At 62.0% G+C, this 15851-nt stretch carries 17 protein-coding genes and 3 tRNA genes; 8 read left to right on the top strand and 12 right to left on the bottom strand.

The window, feature by feature from the left end; translation table 11 throughout:
- The first annotated feature begins 93 nt into the window (after positions 1-93).
- Positions 94-1368: a citrate synthase gene (gltA, locus tag IEW63_RS03905; protein ID WP_188635247.1), complete on the top strand. Its 1275-nt coding sequence runs from the start codon at positions 94-96 to the stop codon at positions 1366-1368.
- A gap of 187 nt (positions 1369-1555) precedes the next feature.
- Here the strand turns inward: gltA and IEW63_RS03900 are convergent, their stop codons facing one another.
- The gene (locus IEW63_RS03900) at positions 1556-1807 is read right to left on the bottom strand and encodes a YkgJ family cysteine cluster protein (RefSeq protein ID WP_188635246.1); all 252 of its coding nucleotides are present in this window, start codon (positions 1805-1807) and stop codon (positions 1556-1558) included.
- Positions 1808-1875: 68 nt separating this feature from the next.
- Positions 1876-2748 (bottom strand): NAD(P)-dependent oxidoreductase, encoded by an 873-nt coding sequence (locus IEW63_RS03895; protein ID WP_188635245.1) that lies wholly within the window; start codon positions 2746-2748, stop codon positions 1876-1878.
- A 101-nt stretch (positions 2749-2849) separates the two neighbouring features.
- On the opposite strand from IEW63_RS03895, the gene ppnP reads away from it, so the two are divergent.
- On the top strand, positions 2850-3131 hold the full coding sequence (ppnP, locus tag IEW63_RS03890) for a pyrimidine/purine nucleoside phosphorylase (protein WP_188635244.1): 282 nt from the start codon (positions 2850-2852) through the stop codon (positions 3129-3131).
- 28 nt (positions 3132-3159) lie between these two features.
- Here the strand turns inward: ppnP and IEW63_RS03885 are convergent, their stop codons facing one another.
- Positions 3160-3600, bottom strand: a complete 441-nt coding sequence (locus tag IEW63_RS03885; RefSeq protein WP_188635243.1) for an acyl-CoA thioesterase — start codon at positions 3598-3600, stop codon at positions 3160-3162.
- A gap of 154 nt (positions 3601-3754) precedes the next feature.
- On the opposite strand from IEW63_RS03885, the gene IEW63_RS03880 reads away from it, so the two are divergent.
- On the top strand, positions 3755-6010 hold the full coding sequence (locus tag IEW63_RS03880) for an Orn/Lys/Arg family decarboxylase (RefSeq protein WP_188635242.1): 2256 nt from the start codon (positions 3755-3757) through the stop codon (positions 6008-6010).
- 15 nt (positions 6011-6025) lie between these two features.
- On the opposite strand, the gene IEW63_RS03875 is transcribed toward IEW63_RS03880, so the two are convergent.
- A complete protein-coding gene (locus IEW63_RS03875; RefSeq protein WP_188635241.1) occupies positions 6026-6634 on the bottom strand; it encodes a TetR/AcrR family transcriptional regulator in 609 nt (202 codons plus the stop codon).
- Positions 6635-6764: 130 nt separating this feature from the next.
- Between IEW63_RS03875 and IEW63_RS03870 the strand changes: the two genes are divergently transcribed.
- Entirely contained in the window at positions 6765-7205 is a 441-nt protein-coding gene (locus IEW63_RS03870) for a hotdog fold domain-containing protein (RefSeq protein ID WP_188635240.1), read from the top strand.
- 14 nt (positions 7206-7219) lie between these two features.
- On the opposite strand, the gene IEW63_RS03865 is transcribed toward IEW63_RS03870, so the two are convergent.
- On the bottom strand, positions 7220-8113 hold the full coding sequence (locus IEW63_RS03865) for a LysR family transcriptional regulator (protein WP_188635239.1): 894 nt from the start codon (positions 8111-8113) through the stop codon (positions 7220-7222).
- Positions 8114-8231: 118 nt separating this feature from the next.
- Here IEW63_RS03865 and IEW63_RS03860 point away from each other — a divergent pair, with 118 nt between their 5' ends.
- Both IEW63_RS03860 and IEW63_RS03855 read left to right on the top strand, forming a co-directional pair.
- On the top strand, positions 8232-8846 hold the full coding sequence (locus IEW63_RS03860) for a glutathione S-transferase family protein (protein WP_188635238.1): 615 nt from the start codon (positions 8232-8234) through the stop codon (positions 8844-8846).
- A gap of 26 nt (positions 8847-8872) precedes the next feature.
- Complete coding sequence (locus IEW63_RS03855; RefSeq protein ID WP_188635237.1) at positions 8873-9289, top strand: VOC family protein; 417 nt, start codon at positions 8873-8875, stop codon at positions 9287-9289.
- On the opposite strand, the gene IEW63_RS03850 is transcribed toward IEW63_RS03855, so the two are convergent.
- The 7 genes from IEW63_RS03850 to IEW63_RS03820 all read right to left on the bottom strand — a co-directional run bounded on the left by IEW63_RS03850 (position 9261) and on the right by IEW63_RS03820 (position 13111).
- Positions 9261-9476, bottom strand: a complete 216-nt coding sequence (locus tag IEW63_RS03850; RefSeq protein ID WP_229710307.1) for a glutathione S-transferase family protein — start codon at positions 9474-9476, stop codon at positions 9261-9263. The genes IEW63_RS03855 and IEW63_RS03850 overlap by 29 nt on opposite strands.
- Positions 9477-9549: 73 nt before the next feature.
- The gene (locus IEW63_RS03845) at positions 9550-10020 is read right to left on the bottom strand and encodes a hypothetical protein (RefSeq protein ID WP_188635236.1); all 471 of its coding nucleotides are present in this window, start codon (positions 10018-10020) and stop codon (positions 9550-9552) included.
- Positions 10021-10209: 189 nt separating this feature from the next.
- Positions 10210-10285: transfer RNA gene (locus IEW63_RS03840), tRNA-Ala, on the bottom strand.
- Between the two features lie 38 nt (positions 10286-10323).
- Positions 10324-10399 (bottom strand) — tRNA-Glu (locus IEW63_RS03835).
- A 106-nt stretch (positions 10400-10505) separates the two neighbouring features.
- A tRNA-Ala gene (locus IEW63_RS03830) sits at positions 10506-10581 on the bottom strand.
- 90 nt (positions 10582-10671) lie between these two features.
- Positions 10672-12138, bottom strand: a complete 1467-nt coding sequence (gene gltX / locus IEW63_RS03825) for a glutamate--tRNA ligase (RefSeq protein WP_188635235.1) — start codon at positions 12136-12138, stop codon at positions 10672-10674.
- Between the two features lie 43 nt (positions 12139-12181).
- Complete coding sequence (locus IEW63_RS03820; RefSeq protein ID WP_188635234.1) at positions 12182-13111, bottom strand: LysR family transcriptional regulator; 930 nt, start codon at positions 13109-13111, stop codon at positions 12182-12184.
- Positions 13112-13227: 116 nt separating this feature from the next.
- Here IEW63_RS03820 and IEW63_RS03815 point away from each other — a divergent pair, with 116 nt between their 5' ends.
- Together IEW63_RS03815 and IEW63_RS03810 are read left to right on the top strand one after the other, a co-directional pair.
- Positions 13228-14259, top strand: coding sequence for an HlyD family secretion protein (locus IEW63_RS03815; protein WP_188635233.1), 1032 nt, complete (start codon positions 13228-13230; stop codon positions 14257-14259).
- A complete protein-coding gene (locus tag IEW63_RS03810; protein ID WP_272872568.1) occupies positions 14252-15793 on the top strand; it encodes a DHA2 family efflux MFS transporter permease subunit in 1542 nt (513 codons plus the stop codon). Before IEW63_RS03815 ends, IEW63_RS03810 begins: the two co-directional genes overlap by 8 nt.
- The last annotated feature ends 58 nt before the right edge of the window (positions 15794-15851 follow it).

The raw sequence follows: 15851 nt of genomic DNA, 5'->3' as shown, positions 1-15851 counted from the left end.
CCGTAGAATTGACAAACGGGTTTTTGACCTTATAGTGATGCGGGCCCTGCGTGGGGGGTCACACTTTCGATACAGCAAAACAGGAGGCCATCAATGGCTGACAAAAAAGCGCAGTTGATCATCGAGGGCGCTGCCCCCATAGAGCTGCCGATGTATTCCGGCACGCTGGGGCCGGACGTGATCGATGTTCGCGGCCTGACCAGCGAAGGTGTCTTCACCTTTGACCCCGGCTTCATGTCGACCTCATCCTGTGAATCCAAGATCACCTTCATTGATGGCGAGAAGGGTATTCTGCTCCACCGCGGCTATCCGATCGAACAGCTGGCTGAAAAGTCCGACTTCCTCGAAGTCTGCTATCTGCTGCTCAAGGGCGAGCTGCCCGACGCCCAGCAGAAGGAAGAGTTCACATCCGTGATCACCAGGCACACCATGGTGAATGAACAGATGAAGAGCTTCCTCAACGGCTTCCGCCGTGATGCGCACCCCATGGCTGTCATGTGTGGCATGGTGGGTGCATTGTCCGCGTTCTACCATGACTCGCTGGACATCAACAACGCCAAACACCGGGAGATCTCTGCCACCCGCCTGATCTCCAAGATGCCGACCATCGCAGCGATGGTGTACAAGTACTCCATGGGCCAGCCGCTGATGTACCCGCGTAACGACCTGAGTTACTCGGAAAACTTCCTGCACATGATGTTCAACACGCCGGCCTCCGAAAAGCCGATCAATCCGGTTCTGGCCCGCGCAATGGATCGCATCTTCATCCTGCATGCGGACCACGAGCAGAACGCATCCACCTCCACCGTACGCCTGGCCGGCTCCTCGGGTGCCAACCCGTTCGCCTGTATCGCTGCCGGTATCGCTGCCCTCTGGGGGCCGGCACACGGTGGTGCGAACGAAGCGGTTCTGCGCATGCTCGACGAGATTGGCGACGTGTCCAACATCGACAAGTTCATCGCCAAAGCCAAGGACAAGGATGACCCCTTCAAACTGATGGGCTTCGGTCACCGCGTCTACAAGAACTTCGACCCCCGCGCCAGGGTAATGAAGCAGACCTGCGACGAGGTTCTGGGCGAGCTGGGCATCAACGATCCGCAGCTGGAACTGGCGATGAAGCTGGAAGAGATCGCGCTGAAGGACCCCTATTTCGTGGAGCGCAACCTGTACCCGAACGTGGACTTCTACTCCGGTATCATCCTCAAGGCGATCGGTATCCCCACCGAGATGTTCACCGTGATCTTCGCCGCCGGCCGCGCGCCGGGCTGGTTCGCACACTGGAACGAGATGATCAGCCAGCCGTACAAGATCGGCCGGCCACGCCAGCTGTACACCGGTTACACCCAGCGCGATTACCCGAACAAGTAATCCGCCCAACAAAAAACCCGCCTCGGCGGGTTTTTTGTTGTCTGCCATTCGCGATGGCGCACCGGCACCACCCCATCGCCCCGAGGTCGGGGCTCCTACGACGGACCCGCCGGCAAGGCTCATGCCCTCGCCTGTAGGAGCCCCGCCCCCGGGGCGATAGGCGCGCAAAGCGCGCCCACCACCCTCATCAGGCCGTGGCCTGCTCCCACCAACCCAATATCCGCAACGCCTCTTCGGCGCTGCTGCCACACACCTGCTCGTCCGCCATGAACGCCGCGCATACCTGCGGCCGCTCCGGCAATCCGAAGATTGCACAGCGCCGCTCGGCGGTCAGATGATTGCAGGCAACGCCGGCTGGCTTGCCATTGGGCATTCCGGGAATGGGAGAACTTATGGAAGGCGCCACGCAACAGGCGCCACAACCTTCACGACACTGCATTGGAGCGGAAAACCTCGCTGACGCCCGCGCGGCCCCGGTGCGGGCCACGCTTTTCTGGCGCGCGTATTCTATTTCCCGCGATTGAGCCTGGCAATCAGGCTGGAGGTATCCCAGCGTCCGCCGCCCATCTGCTGAACGTCGGCATAGAACTGGTCGACCAGCGCAGTCACCGGCAACTGGGCACCATTGTTGCGCGCCTCGTCCAGCACGATGGCCAGGTCCTTGCGCATCCAGTCCACCGCAAAGCCGAAATCGAACTCCCCCGCGAGCATGGTCTTGTGGCGGTTCTCCAGCTGCCAGGACTGGGCCGCCCCCTTGCTGATGACCGACATGGCGGACTCGGCATCCAGCCCGGCACGCTGGGCAAAATGCAGCGCCTCCGCCAACCCCTGAACCAGCCCGGCGATGCATATCTGGTTCACCATCTTGGTCAGCTGACCATTGCCCACCGGACCCATCAGCCGAGTCATCCGTGCGTAGCTGTTGATCACCGGGCGGGCCAGGTCGAACACTGCCTCCTCGCCCCCCACCATTATGGTCAACTGCCCATGCTCGGCACCCGCCTGGCCGCCGGATACCGGCGCATCCAGAAAGCCGACACCCTGCTGCTGCGCCAGCTGGGCGATACGGCGTGCCACATCGGCGGACGCGGTGGTATGGTCGACGATGACCGCCCCGCTGCGCGCCCCGCCCAGCACCCCTTCCGGTCCGCTGATAACTTCCATCAGATCCTGATCATTGCCCACGCACACCAGAATGAAATCCTGATCCAACGCCGCTTCCGCCGGGGTGGCGCAGGCGCGGCCGCCGTGCTCGGCGACCCACTGTGCTGCCTTTTCCGCGGTACGGTTGTATACCGTCACCTCATGACCGGCACGGGCCAGATGCCCCGCCATCGGATATCCCATCACGCCCAGTCCAACAAAGGCCACGCTTGCCATCAGCATCTCCCCGAATCCGCATGTTTAATGTTGTTGCATGGGTGGAATCATAGCAGGCATCATTGCGCGGTTTCGCAACCCCCACCGCCCGGAGCCAGAATATGTTCAAGACCAATCAGTACTTTGACGGCAAGGTCGCCTCCATTGCCTTTGACCAGCCCGAAGGGGCCGCCACCGTGGGCGTCATGGCGCCGGGCGAGTACGAGTTCGGCACCAGCCAGCTGGAAATCATGCACGTGATCAGCGGCAAACTGACCGTGAAGCTGCCCGCCAGCGAAACCTGGGAGGAGTTTGGCCCGGGCAGCCGGTTCACCGTTCCGGCGGACAGCCGCTTCCAGCTACAGGTCGAGCAGGACACCGCCTATCTGTGCGAGTACCGCTGAAGCTCACCGGATAACGATGCGGGGCGGCCTATTCGGACGAGTCCACGATCGCCCGACCATATCCCTCGATAAACTCCACCGGCATCCGCCGCGGCCGACCACTGCTCAGCTCCACACAGGCAAAGGTAGTGGCGGCCCGCAATAATGTTACCCCGTCCGCCGGCCGCACCAGCTGGAAGCGCCGGGTCATCCTCAGTTTGCTGTCCCAGCTGACGATCCAGGTGGCCATCTGCAGCTCCTCGCCCTCATAGGCGGCCGCCAGATAATCGATTTCGTGCCGCATCACCACCATGGCCCGGTTGAGCTGCTGGTATTCGGGCAGGCCCAGCCCCAGTGACTTGGAGTGCTGCCAGGCGCAGCGCTCCAGCCATTGCACATACACCGCGTTATTGGCGTGCCCCAGCTCGTCGATGTCCTCAGGCTGCACCTGCACGTTCTCGATAAAGGGGTTCTGCAGATCCCAGTTCACAGATTGTCTCCCGCTCAGGCGTTCGTCCGGATTTTCAAAGGGATGCAGCATAACACTGCCCGGGCCCGGAAACCGCTCTGCCATCGGATTGCCAACTTGCCAGAACGGCCTGGCGGCACGACACTGAACAGCTGTAGCCGTCACAGGAGCTGGCATGTTCAAGCATCTGCATTTCCCCATTCTGGTCATCAATTCGGATATCAACCGCACCAACGTCGCCGGCCAGCAACTGGCCGAGCTGTTCAGGGCGCTGAAGCACGAAGGCTTCGAAGTCCTGGCGACCACCTCGCTCGATGAAGGCCGGCTGGTGGCCGAGGCGCACCGGGGCCTGTCCTGCATCCTGTTCACTCCCGACAACGACCTGGCCGCCGGAATGGAGCCGGTACGCGACCTGTTTGCCGCAGCCCATTCGCGCTCCCCCGAGCTGCCGATCATGGCTCTGAGTACAACGCAGCAGCTGGATACCCAGCTGCTCAGCAGCCTGCGTGACCTGCACCAGCTGCGCGGCATCATCTATCTGTTCGAAGACACCATGCCCTTCATCGCCGGACAGATCGCCCGCACGGCTCGCGATTACCTGTCCCAGGTGCTGCCGCCGTTTTTCAAGGCGCTGCTCACCTACACCGGCCGCGCCAGTTACTCGTGGCACTCCCCCGGGCACGGCGGCGGGGTGGCCTTTCGCAAGAGTCCGGTGGGTCGGGCCTTCCACGACTTCTTCGGGGAAAACACCCTGCGCTCCGATCTGTCGGTGTCCGTGCCCGGTCTTGGCTCGCTGCTCGATCACAACGGCCCCATCGCCGAAGCCGAGGCCAACACCGCGCGCACCTTCGGCGCCGACCACAGCTTCTATGTCGTCAACGGCACCTCCACCGCCAACAAGATCATCTGGCATGCCTTCGTTACCCGGGACGATGTGGTGCTGGTGGACCGCAACTGCCACAAGTCCATCCTGCACGCCATCACTATGACCGGCGCCATCCCGGTGTACCTGACCGGCTCGCGCAACGACTACGGCATCATCGGGCCGATCAGCCTGGATTCCTTCTCACCCCAGAACCTGCGCCAGCGCCTGGCCGAACACCCCCTGCTGCAGGGCCGCACTCCGCGCATCCGTCTCGCCGTGCTGACCAACTCCACCTACGACGGCCTGTGCTACAACGCCGAGCTGATCAAGGACGAGCTGGAAGACGCAGTGGACATCCTGCACTTCGACGAAGCCTGGTATGGCTATGCCGCCTTCCACGAGTTCTACGCCGGCCGTCATGGCATGGGCAGCAAACGCGGCTTCGAGCGCGCCCGGCATCCGCTGGTGTTTGCCACCCAGTCGCCACACAAGGTACTGGCTGCACTGTCGCAGGCGTCGATCATCCTCGCCGAGAACAGCCTTGAGCAGCAGCTGGATGTGGAGCGCTTCAACGAAGCCTTCATGATGCACACCTCGACCTCACCGCATTACGGCATCATTGCCTCCATCGACGTGGCCACCGGCATGATGGCCGGCGAACCCGGCCGCTCCCTGGTGCAGGAAACCCTGGATGAGGCGCTGTCCTTCCGCCTGGCCATGCACCAGACCGCCGAGCGCCTAGACGAGGATGAATGGTGGTTTGATCTGTGGGAGCCGGAGCAGGCACTGGATGCGACCGAACTGGATGCCAGCGACTGGACGCTGGATAACCACGCCCAATGGCACGGCTTCGGCGAGATGGCCGAGGACTACGCCCTGCTTGACCCGATCAAGGTCACTCTGCTGACCCCCGGCGTGGAAGAACACGGCCGCCTGGGCCGCACCGGCATCCCCGCTGCCATCGTTACCCGCTTCCTCGCCGAGCGCGGGCTGGTGGTGGAGAAAACCGGGCTGTATTCCTTCCTGATCCTGTTCTCACTGGGCATCACCAAGGGCAAATGGAGCACCCTGGTCTCCGAGCTGCAGGAGTTCAAGCGCCTCTATGACAGCAACGCCCCTCTGGAACTCACCCTGCCGACCATCGCCCGCAGCGGCCATTACCCCGGCATGGGCCTGCGCGATCTCTGTCAGGACCTGCACCGCTTCTACAAGACTCAGGGCATGGTGCGTGTATTGCGGCAGATGTACACCGAGCTGCCCGACATCGTCATCCGCCCCGCCGACGCCTGGACGCAGATGGTGCGCGGCCAGGTGGAAATGGTCCCGGTCGACCAACTGGCTGGCCGCATCAGCGCCGTCATGCTGGTGCCCTACCCGCCCGGTATCCCGGTCATCATGCCCGGCGAACGCTTCCCCCAGGACAGCAGCGCGATCACCGACTACCTGCGCATCGCGCTGGATCAGGACCAGCAGTTCCCCGGATTCGAGAGCGATATCCATGGGCTCAGGCCGATGACGCAGGAGGATGGGAGTGTGAGGTATTTTGTAGATTGTCTGGTGGAGTGATCGGGGCGCCCCTGATCACCCCGCACCGAGCGACCGCCAGGCCGCATCAGCCAGCAGTTCCCGATACGCCGTCGGGTTCTGCTGCACTCTTCCGGATAGCCAAGCCCTGCAATAACTTTCCGAGGAGCCAATGATGAGGGAAGGAACCAGTTCAGGCGGCAGGCCTGCCATCCCCTCCCCTACGCCCAGCTGCGCAAAATACTGTTGCAGCTGCTGATTGCGGACCCTGTTTCTTTCCCTCAACTCTTCCTTGTGAGGCCCGTTGGCTACCACAGCGCGGGCGCTGAACTGGTAGCGGGCCCAGTCCGGCTGATTTGCAACCCAGTCGATATAACTGAAGACCAGGGCATTTACCCCATCCCTGGCTGTCTGCGCCGCCTCAAGGTATTCCAGGCGCAACGCGCTCTGGTCTTCCATGGCGGCGAAGAAAAGGGCCGCCACCAGCCCTTCCTTGTTGGTGAAATGGTGGTAAATCGCACCGACACTGGTATCGCAGGCAAGGCGGATCATCTCGATGGTCGTCGCCTCGATACCCTGAGTGTTGAAGCAATCAAGCGCTGCTCGCAGGATGCTGCGCTTCAACTCAGCCCGTCGACTGGGATAGCTGCGGTCTAGAAGATCCATCGGTTCATCTCTGCTGGTGAGGGAGGAATGGTACTCGCCTCGCCTGATGCGGTGAAGCGTTGACGCCTCTCGCCGTTTCAGAATAATATTCTTTTACCGAATATTATTCTGAAAATCCCAGGAGTCAATCATGAATCAGGTTCTGAAGATGTTCCAATCCGCCGGGCCGGAGATGTTCAGCAAGATGGCCTGCCAAATGGCGCCCTATTTCAGCACCATCAATCCATTGATCTCGGAGCTGAGCGCGGAAGGATGCACAGTGAATCTGCCCTTCGCAAAAGAGGTCACCAATCATCTCGGCACCGTCCACGCCATCGCCATGTGCAACGCCGCCGAGCTCGCGGCAGGCATGATGACCAACGTCGCCATCCCGGAGGGCGCGCGCTGGATCCCCAGGGGCATGACGGTGGAATATCTCGCCAAGGCGAAAACCGATCTGACGGCAGTGGCAAGCGCGGACGGAATCGACTGGAGCAGCGAGGGCGACAAGGTGGTGCCGGTTCAGGTCACCGATACCGAAGGCAACACAGTGTTCACCGCGCAGATCACCATGAACGTGAAGCTGGCCTGAGGGGGTAGGCTGCTTCAGTTGCCGGCGAGAGGCTCCTGCAGGTGCAGTTTCACGGCTTCGATGAAGGCCCGCACATTGGGATGACTCCTGCGACCGCCATGAAAGAGCAGCGAGATCGGCAGGGCCGGTGCGGCATCGTCGGTCAGTACCAGCTCAAGCCGACCCGCGGCGAGTTCCTCGGCGACCTGGTAGGACATTGTCCGAATCACACCCAGGCCGGATACCGCGGCCGAAACGGCTGCTTCCATATTGTTGACCGTGAATCTCGCAGGGCGACCAGAACGGTGGACCTCATCCAGCCCCCAACCGCGATGAGGCCCAGCCTCATCCTCGATCCAGATCAGCCCATGCTGACGGAGATCGGACAGGGAAGCCGGTCGGCCGTGCGCTGCAAGGTAGGCGGGACTGGCCGCGAACACACGCCTGACCTCCCCGACTCGCAACATGTGCAGCGAACTATCCGGCAGATCGGCAATGCGCACAGCGACATCCACCCCCTCTTCCACCAGACTTACCACCCGGTCAAGCAGCAGCAACCGGATCTGCAGCTGAGGATGCTGCCTCAGCAGTTCGACGATGACCGGCTGGATATGCAGGCGGCCAAACATGACCGGGGCCGTCACCGTCAGTACACCATTGGGCGCCGACCGCTGCCCGCGGACGATATCGAACGCCTGATCAATCTCGGCGATCCCGGCGCGGCACCGTTCGAGAAACAGCGCCCCTTCGTTTGTCAGCCGCACGCTGCGCGTGGTGCGCCGTAGCAACTGCACGCCAAGGCTCGCTTCAAGCGCGGCGATCGTACGCGAGACGGTGGTTGGCGACAGATTGAGCCGCCGCCCAGCTTCGGCAAAGCTTGCGTGTTCGGCCACGCTGATGAAGGTCCGCAGCGTTCGCAGTCTGTCCATCGTCCTGATTCCGCTGTATTGATATCGGTATCCGCAATAGAGAAATGCGAATACGGCAGATTCTCTCACCTTTTGCAAAGAGACAGAATGGCTGCATCGTCAATGCGGAGATCGCCTCATGAAGCTCTACCACTACGCCCTGTCCGGGCACGCGCATCGCGCAGCCCTTTTTCTTTCGCTCGCGGATGTGCCCCACGAACTGGTTGAGATAGACCTGCCCGGCGGCGAGCACAAGCAACCGCCGTTTCTCGCCATAAATGCATTCGGGGAAGTACCCGTCCTGGATGATGACGGCATCATGGTTGCCGACTCGCTGGCCATCCTCGTCTATATAGCGCGCAAAGTGGGGCCGTCCCACTGGCTGCCGACCGAGCCCGCGGAAGAGGCACAGGTGCAGCGATGGCTGTCGGTAGCCGCTGGCAAGATAGCCTACGGTGTCTGCGCCGCGCGACTCATTACGGTGTTCGGTGCTCCGCTCAATGCAGAGGAGGTCATCGGCCGCGCCCACGCGACACTCGCGGTGATGGAGCAGACACTGGCGGGTCAGCGCTGGCTGGCGAGCACAGAGCAACCCACCATCGCGGACGTGGCGCTGTACAGCTACGTCGCCCGGGCCCCCGAGGGCAACGTGGACCTGTCCGGCTATCCGCGCGTCCTCGCCTGGCTGCGGCAGATCGAAGAGCTGCCCGGCTTCATTCCCTTCCAGCGTACCCGTGCCGGGCTGGCTGCCTGACCCCCACTTTATCAGGAGCGATCTGTATGAACTTCGACAACTTACGTCTCGACCATATCGGCATCCGCGTCACGGATCTGGCAACAGCGGAAGCGTTCTACGCCAGGCTCGGCTTCGTCCGCGATCCCGAGGAATATGCTCCGGCAGTCCGTGCCTGCGGGCTGGTGCACCCGACCGGCCTGCGTATCCACCTGATCCATAACGGCGAGGCGGCGAGCGACGGCAACGTGCTGCTGGACGTCCCGGTCAAGCGGCCCGGTTACACCCATGCGGCCTTTATCGTCGACAGCATGGATGAACTGGTGGAGTGGCTGGCGCGCGAGAACATAGCCATCAGCGAAGGCCCGGTGACCATGGGGCATGGCCGCCGCAACGTCTGCTTTATCCGCGACCCGGACCTGAATGTGCTGGAGTTCAATGAACTACTCGCGCCACACTCATGATGCTACGGGAACACCACGAGCTCATCACCCGCCAGGGCGGAAATTTGACCATGACCTGCTGAAAAAGCGGATGCGCCAGCCACTCCCTCAGCCACTGCTGCAGATGTGGATAGGGCAAGCTGTAGAACACGTCCTGATCCACATGGGCGAACTGGCGCACGAAGGGCATGATGCAGATGTCTGCCATGCTGATATGACTTCCAAGCAGATACCGGTTCACAGAGGCAACCACCGGTATACCGATTCATGCAACCCTTCTTTCACAGCAACTGGATCACCAGCGCCACCCCTCCCAGGATCACCCAGAAACCTGCCAGCAGCCAGGGTGAGCGCTTGTAGAATTTAAGCGCCTTGTCCTGACCGTCGTAGGTTGACTCCCAGGAAGAGAACAGCGGCGCGTCATCATATGCCGGGCCTATTGCCGGCTCGCATTTGAACAACTGGATCTGCTTGTGCTGCCAGTGCTCGACGATATCGCATGAAGCCTTGATGCCCGGCCAGGCGCTGAGCGAACTGAAGGCTCCGAACATGGCCAGCAGCACCGGCATCACCAGAGTGAAGATGGGTCCCCAATCCGGATTGAGGTTGGCCATGCAGGAGGCGAAGGCGATCACCAGAAAGGACTGGCCGGTCAGGTAGGTGTTGGTTCTGCCGGACAGGTTGTTGATCTCGTGATGGATTTCCCGACGATAGAATTCCAGGCGGTCCTTGGGCGAACCGAACAGGGTCATGTCCGAATCGGGACGCGCCGATCCGTGATTGGCGTAACTTGGCATGGCGATGACAGACTGCTAGGCGACAGATACATCGTTGGAGGCCGCCAGGCCAGTACGGTTCCGGCCGGCTGATGCGTGGTGCCGACTGGGCGCTTTCGCGCAGGCAAAAAAAAAGCGCCGACAACAGGTGTCGGCGCTTTGAAATGGTGGAGCTATGCGGGATCGAACCGCAGACCTCCTGCATGCCATGCAGGCGCTCTCCCAGCTGAGCTATAGCCCCGTGGTCTTGCGACCGCGACACCGGAGTGTCGGTAAAGATGGCGTCCCCTAGGGGACTCGAACCCCTGTTACCGCCGTGAAAGGGCGGTGTCCTAGGCCACTAGACGAAGGGGACGCAAACCCTTCTCGAAACGATTGCTGGTCTCGCTTCATCACCAGATATGCTCTGCAGCATAACGGCTAGTGTAAAACAGGTCATCGACAGGCGATGACCAAAAAATTGGTGGAGCTATGCGGGATCGAACCGCAGACCTCCTGCATGCCATGCAGGCGCTCTCCCAGCTGAGCTATAGCCCCGTCGTTCTGGACGGGGCGCATATTAGGGCTATGGCGCCGGCCTGTCAACAAATAAATTCACTAAAACAGCGACTTATGGCCGGCCCGGTATTAAACCAGCTTCTCCCAGGCCTTCACTTCCTTCTTCGACGCACCGCCCAGCAGCTCCAGCGCCTGACGCAGCCGGAAGCGGGTCAGATCAGGCCCCAGATGGGCCATGGCGTCGAGCACCGAAACCGAACTGGCCTGGCCGGTAATGGCAACGAACAGCAGCGGCATGAGGTCACGCAGTTTCAGCTCCATGAGCTCGGCCACCTGTTGGATCTGGGCGGTAATGCCGTCCTTGTCCCACTGGCGCAGCGCTTCCAGCCTCCACAGCAGCAGCTGCATGACCTTGCGCACATCGTCCTGGGAAAGCTTCTTGTGGACGAACTGTTCGGCGGTGACATCCACCTTGCCCGTGAGGAAGAAGCCCGCCAGCGGTACCAACTCGCTGAAGGTCTCCACCCGGCTCTGGGCCAGCGGCACGATCGGTCGCAGATAGTCACTGTTGAACGCCCACTTCTGCACCGCGTCGACAAACTCCTGCTCCGACAGGTCGCGGATCCACTGACCGTTCAGCCAGGCAAGCTTTTCCACATCGAAGATGGGCCCGCCGAGCGACACGCGCAGGATGTCGAAGTGCTCGACCATCTCGTCCAGCGAGAACTTCTCCCGCTCATCGGGCATGGACCAGCCCATGCGGCCCAGATAGTTGAGCAGCGCCTGGGGCAGATAGCCCATGCGCTGGTAGAAGATGATGCTGGTCGGGTTTTTGCGCTTGGACAGCTTGCTCTTGTCCGGGTTACGCAGCAGCGGCATGTGGCACAGCTGCGGCATGTCCCAGCCGAAATAGCGATACAGCAGGATATGCTTGGGCGCGGAGTTGATCCACTCCTCACCACGCAGCACATGGGTGATCTGCATCAGGTGATCATCGACCACGTTGGCCAGGTGGTAGGTGGGCAGGCCGTCGGCCTTCATCAGCACCTGCATGTCCACCTGTTCCCAGGGAATCTCGATTTCCCCGCGCAGCATGTCATTGACCACGCAGACACCATGCTCGGGCACCTTCATGCGCACCACGTGGGGCTCGCCGGCGGCTACCCGCTTGCTCACTTCGTCTTCCGACAGGCTCAGGCACAGGCCGTCGTAGCCCGGGGTCTGCTTGTTGGCCATCTGCTCGGCGCGCAGCTGGTCCAGGCGCTCGGAGGTGCAGAAGCAGCGGAAGGCGTGGCCTTTGCTGATCAGCTGCTCGCTGTGCGCGCGGTAGATATCACTGCGTTCGCTCTGCCGATAGGGACCATGCGGACCACCCACGTCCGGGCCTTCGTCCCAGTCCAGCCCCAACCAGCGCAGCGAGTCGAGGATCTGCTTTTCCGATTCGGCACTGGAGCGCACCTGGTCGGTGTCCTCGATACGCAGGACGAACTTGCCGCCGTGCTGGCGGGCAAAGCATTGGTTGAACAGGGCGATATAGGCGGTGCCAACGTGGGGATCACCCGTCGGGGACGGGGCAATACGGGTACGGACGGTCATGGAATATCTCGTAACGGCGGCCCCGCAGGGCCGGATGGACAACTCAGGTTGAGGGCAATTTTACCAGCGGATCATCCTCCGGCTCCACCCCGTCCTTGAGGCGCAGATGCAGCTGCTCGATCATGTAGTCGATGAACGCCTTGACCTTCATCACCTGGAAGCGCCGGGAGGGGTACAGGGCGTAGAGTTCGGTGGACGGCAGCACGCAGTCTTCCAGCACCCGGCATAGGGTGCCCTCCTCCACATGGGCCTCGGCAATGAACGACGGCACATTGATGATGCCGGCCCCGGCCAATGCCGCCTCCCGGGCAAACGTGATGTTGTTCACCGTAAGCGCCGGGCTCACCGATACACTGGTCGCCGGCTTCTCGAAATACCATCTGCGGCCGGTGTCATTCAGGGTCTGGATGCACCGATGCTTCACCAGGTCGTCCGGACGGCGGGGCACACCGTGCTCGCGCAGGTAGGCAGGACTGGCAAACAGCTGCCGCGGGCTCAGCAGCATGGGTCTTGCAACCAGACTTGAGTCCTGCGGCCGGCCGAGCTGGATGGCGATATCTATGCCCTCCTGCACCGGATCGACCGCCCTGGTAGTGAGTTCCACCTCCACCTGCAGCGAAGGATAGCGACGCATGAAATCACCGACCACGCCGCCGAGAAACAGCTGACCGAACTCGATGGTGGAGGTGATGCGCAACAGACCGGTGGGCTCGCTCTGCAGCTGCATGATGGCCTCTTCGGCCTCGGCAAACTCCTGCATTATCTGCCGGCAGCGTTCGTAGTAGGCCTCGCCCACCTCGGTCAGACGCAGCTTGCGCGTGGTGCGGTTGAGCAGTCGAACCCCGAGCCGTTCCTCCAGCTGAACGATACGGCGGCTGACGGTGGATTTCTGCATTCCCAGCAGCTGGGCTGCGCTGGTAAAGCTGTGGCACTCCACCACCCGGGTGAAAATGAGGGCATCATCCAGTCCCATCACACTGTTCCTGTCATGCAACAAAGTTTCCGGATTCTAGCGCCATTGGTCGCCAGGGGAACAGTGATAGAGTGATTGCAGTTTCCAGAATCACATAAGAACAAGGAACTGCATCAATGCCCAACCGGGTTCGCACACGTCTGTCCCTCTTCCTGCTGATCGTGGTCCTCGCTGCCGCGGCGCTGTTCGCTCATTGGTGGCTGATCGGACGCCACTACCAGACCACCGACAACGCCTATGTGCAGGGCGACATCACCCGGGTAAGCAGCCAGCTTGCAGCACAGGTGGTGGAGGTTCTGGTGACCGACAACCAGACAGTCGACGCCGGTGACCTGCTGGTACGCCTTGATGACCGCGACTTCACCACCGCACTGGCGAAGGCCCGGGCCAATCTGGCTACCCGACAGGCAGAGCTGGCCCAGGCCAGGGCCATGCTGGCCCGCCACGACAGCATGATCGAAGCGGCCCGGGCAGCGGTGGATGCCCGCCGGGCTGAACAGAAGCGTATCGAGCTGGATATCCGGCGCATCACCCCCCTGCGCCAGTCCGGCTACGCCTCTGAAGAGCAGCTGAGCAATTTCCGGGCGCAGCTGGAAGTGGCCAGGGCCCATGTGCGCGGCGCCAGCGCCGAACTGCAGACGCAGGTACTCAGCAAGGACACCCTGACCGCGGATATCGACCGGCTTTCCGCGCTGGTGCAGGCGGCGCAGAGCGAGGTCCAGAGCGCCGAGATCGATCTGTCCCGTACCCGGATAAACGCTCCGGTACCCGGCCGGGTTGGCCAGCGCAGCGTGCGCATCGGCCAGAACGTGCAGCCCGGCGATCACCTGCTGGCGATCGTGCCGGCCCGTGACCTGTGGGTGCAGGCCAACTTCAAGGAAACCCAGATAAAGCGCATGCGCCGAGGCCAGGCGGTGACCCTGGAGTTTGATGCCTTTGATGACCAGCCGGTACAGGGCCACATCGACAGCCTGTTCCCGGCTTCCGGTGCTCAGTTCAGCCTGCTGCCGCCGGACAATGCCACCGGCAATTTCACCAAGGTGGTGCAGCGGATACCGATCAAGATCGCGATCGCCAATGATCACCCGCTCAGCCAGCTGGTGCGACCGGGGATGTCGGTCAGGGTAAGGGTCGACCTGGGTGACTGACAGCCACGCCCCAGGCTACATCCCGCCGCCGACGCGTCGGGACTGGATCGCGATTCTCAGCGCCATTCTTGGCGCCTTCATGGCGATCCTCGATATCCAGATCATCAACTCTTCACTCAAGGACATACAGGGCGCCCTGTCGGCCACCATCGAGGAGGGCTCCTGGATCTCCACCTCGTACCTGGTAGCCGAGATCGTCATCATCCCGCTGGCCGCCTGGCTGGCAATGGTGCTGTCGCCACGGCGCTTTGCCGTGAGCATCTCGGTGATCTTCGTGGTCGCTTCGCTGCTCTGCTCGATGGCCTGGAGCCTGCAGAGCATGATCGTCTTCCGCGTGTTGCAGGGGCTGGCCGGCGGAGCACTGATTCCCTTCGCCTTCTCACTGGTACTGACCAAGCTGCCTCTGGAGGTTCGACCAAAGGGCATGGCACTGTTTGCCATCACCGCCACCTTCGCACCGTCCATCGGCCCCACCATCGGCGGCTGGCTGACCGAGAGCTTCGGCTGGGAATGGATCTTCTACATCAACGTCATCCCCGGTGTGCTGATGACCTGGGGCCTGATGTATGGCCTGGACAGGAGCCCGCCGCGATGGGAGCTGCTCGGCAAGGGGGATTACGCCGGGATCCTGACCATGGCCCTGGGGCTGGGCTGCCTGCAGGTTTTTCTTGAGGAGGGGCAGCGCGAGGACTGGCTGGAGTCCGCCTACATAGCCACCCTGGGTGCCGTCGCCCTGATCAGCCTGGTGTGCTTTGTCATCCTGCAGCTGTCCCGGGACAATCACCTGGTCAACCTGCGCCTGCTCAAGCAGCGCAACTTCCTGCTCGGCAGTCTGGCCAATATCGGGTTGGGGGTCGGGCTCTACGGCACCGTGTTCGTGCTGCCGGTCTATCTGGCGCAGATTCAGGGCTACAACGCCCTGCAGATCGGTCAGGTGATCATGTGGCTCGGCCTGCCACAGCTGGTGCTCATTCCTCTGGTGCCGTTGCTGATGCGCTATCTTCCGGCACGTCTGATCTGCGCCACCGGCTTTCTGCTGTTCGCCTCTGGCAGCTTTCTGAGCGGCTCGCTGAATCCGGATTTTGCCGGCGACCAGTTCATCGCCATCCAGATCCTCCGCGCCATGGGCCAGCCGCTGGTGCTGGTGCCGCTGTCGATCATTGCCACGGCGATGATTCCGCCGTCCCAGGCCGGTTCGGCTTCCAGCCTGTACAACATCCTGCGCAATCTGGGCGGGGCGATCGGCATTGCCGTGCTGGCGACCATTCTCGACAGCCGTGCTGCCCATTACTTCGACATCCTCCGCGGCTACGTCAGCATCGGCAACCCTGCCGCCCGGGAGCGGCTGGCACTGCTGACCGACCAGCTGGGCAACAGCGAAGCAGCCCTGCGTCTGCTCGACAGCCAGGTGCGCCAGCAGGCGCAGATCATGGCCTACAATGATGCGTTCCACCTCATTGCAATCATGCTCGGCGTTTCCATGCTGTGCATATTGCTCACCCGGGCGCTGCCGGGCACCGGAACGCCAACCTGAATCTCCCCCCTTGCCGACACTGGCGCTGCAATATCGCTGCGGGTAGCATCCAGATACA

The organism is Halopseudomonas pertucinogena (assembly GCF_014646575.1).
In the GTDB taxonomy this organism is placed as follows: domain Bacteria; phylum Pseudomonadota; class Gammaproteobacteria; order Pseudomonadales; family Pseudomonadaceae; genus Halopseudomonas; species Halopseudomonas pertucinogena.
The sequence above is the reverse complement of the archived record's forward strand: the minus strand, read 5'-3'. Positions and strand labels throughout refer to the sequence as shown.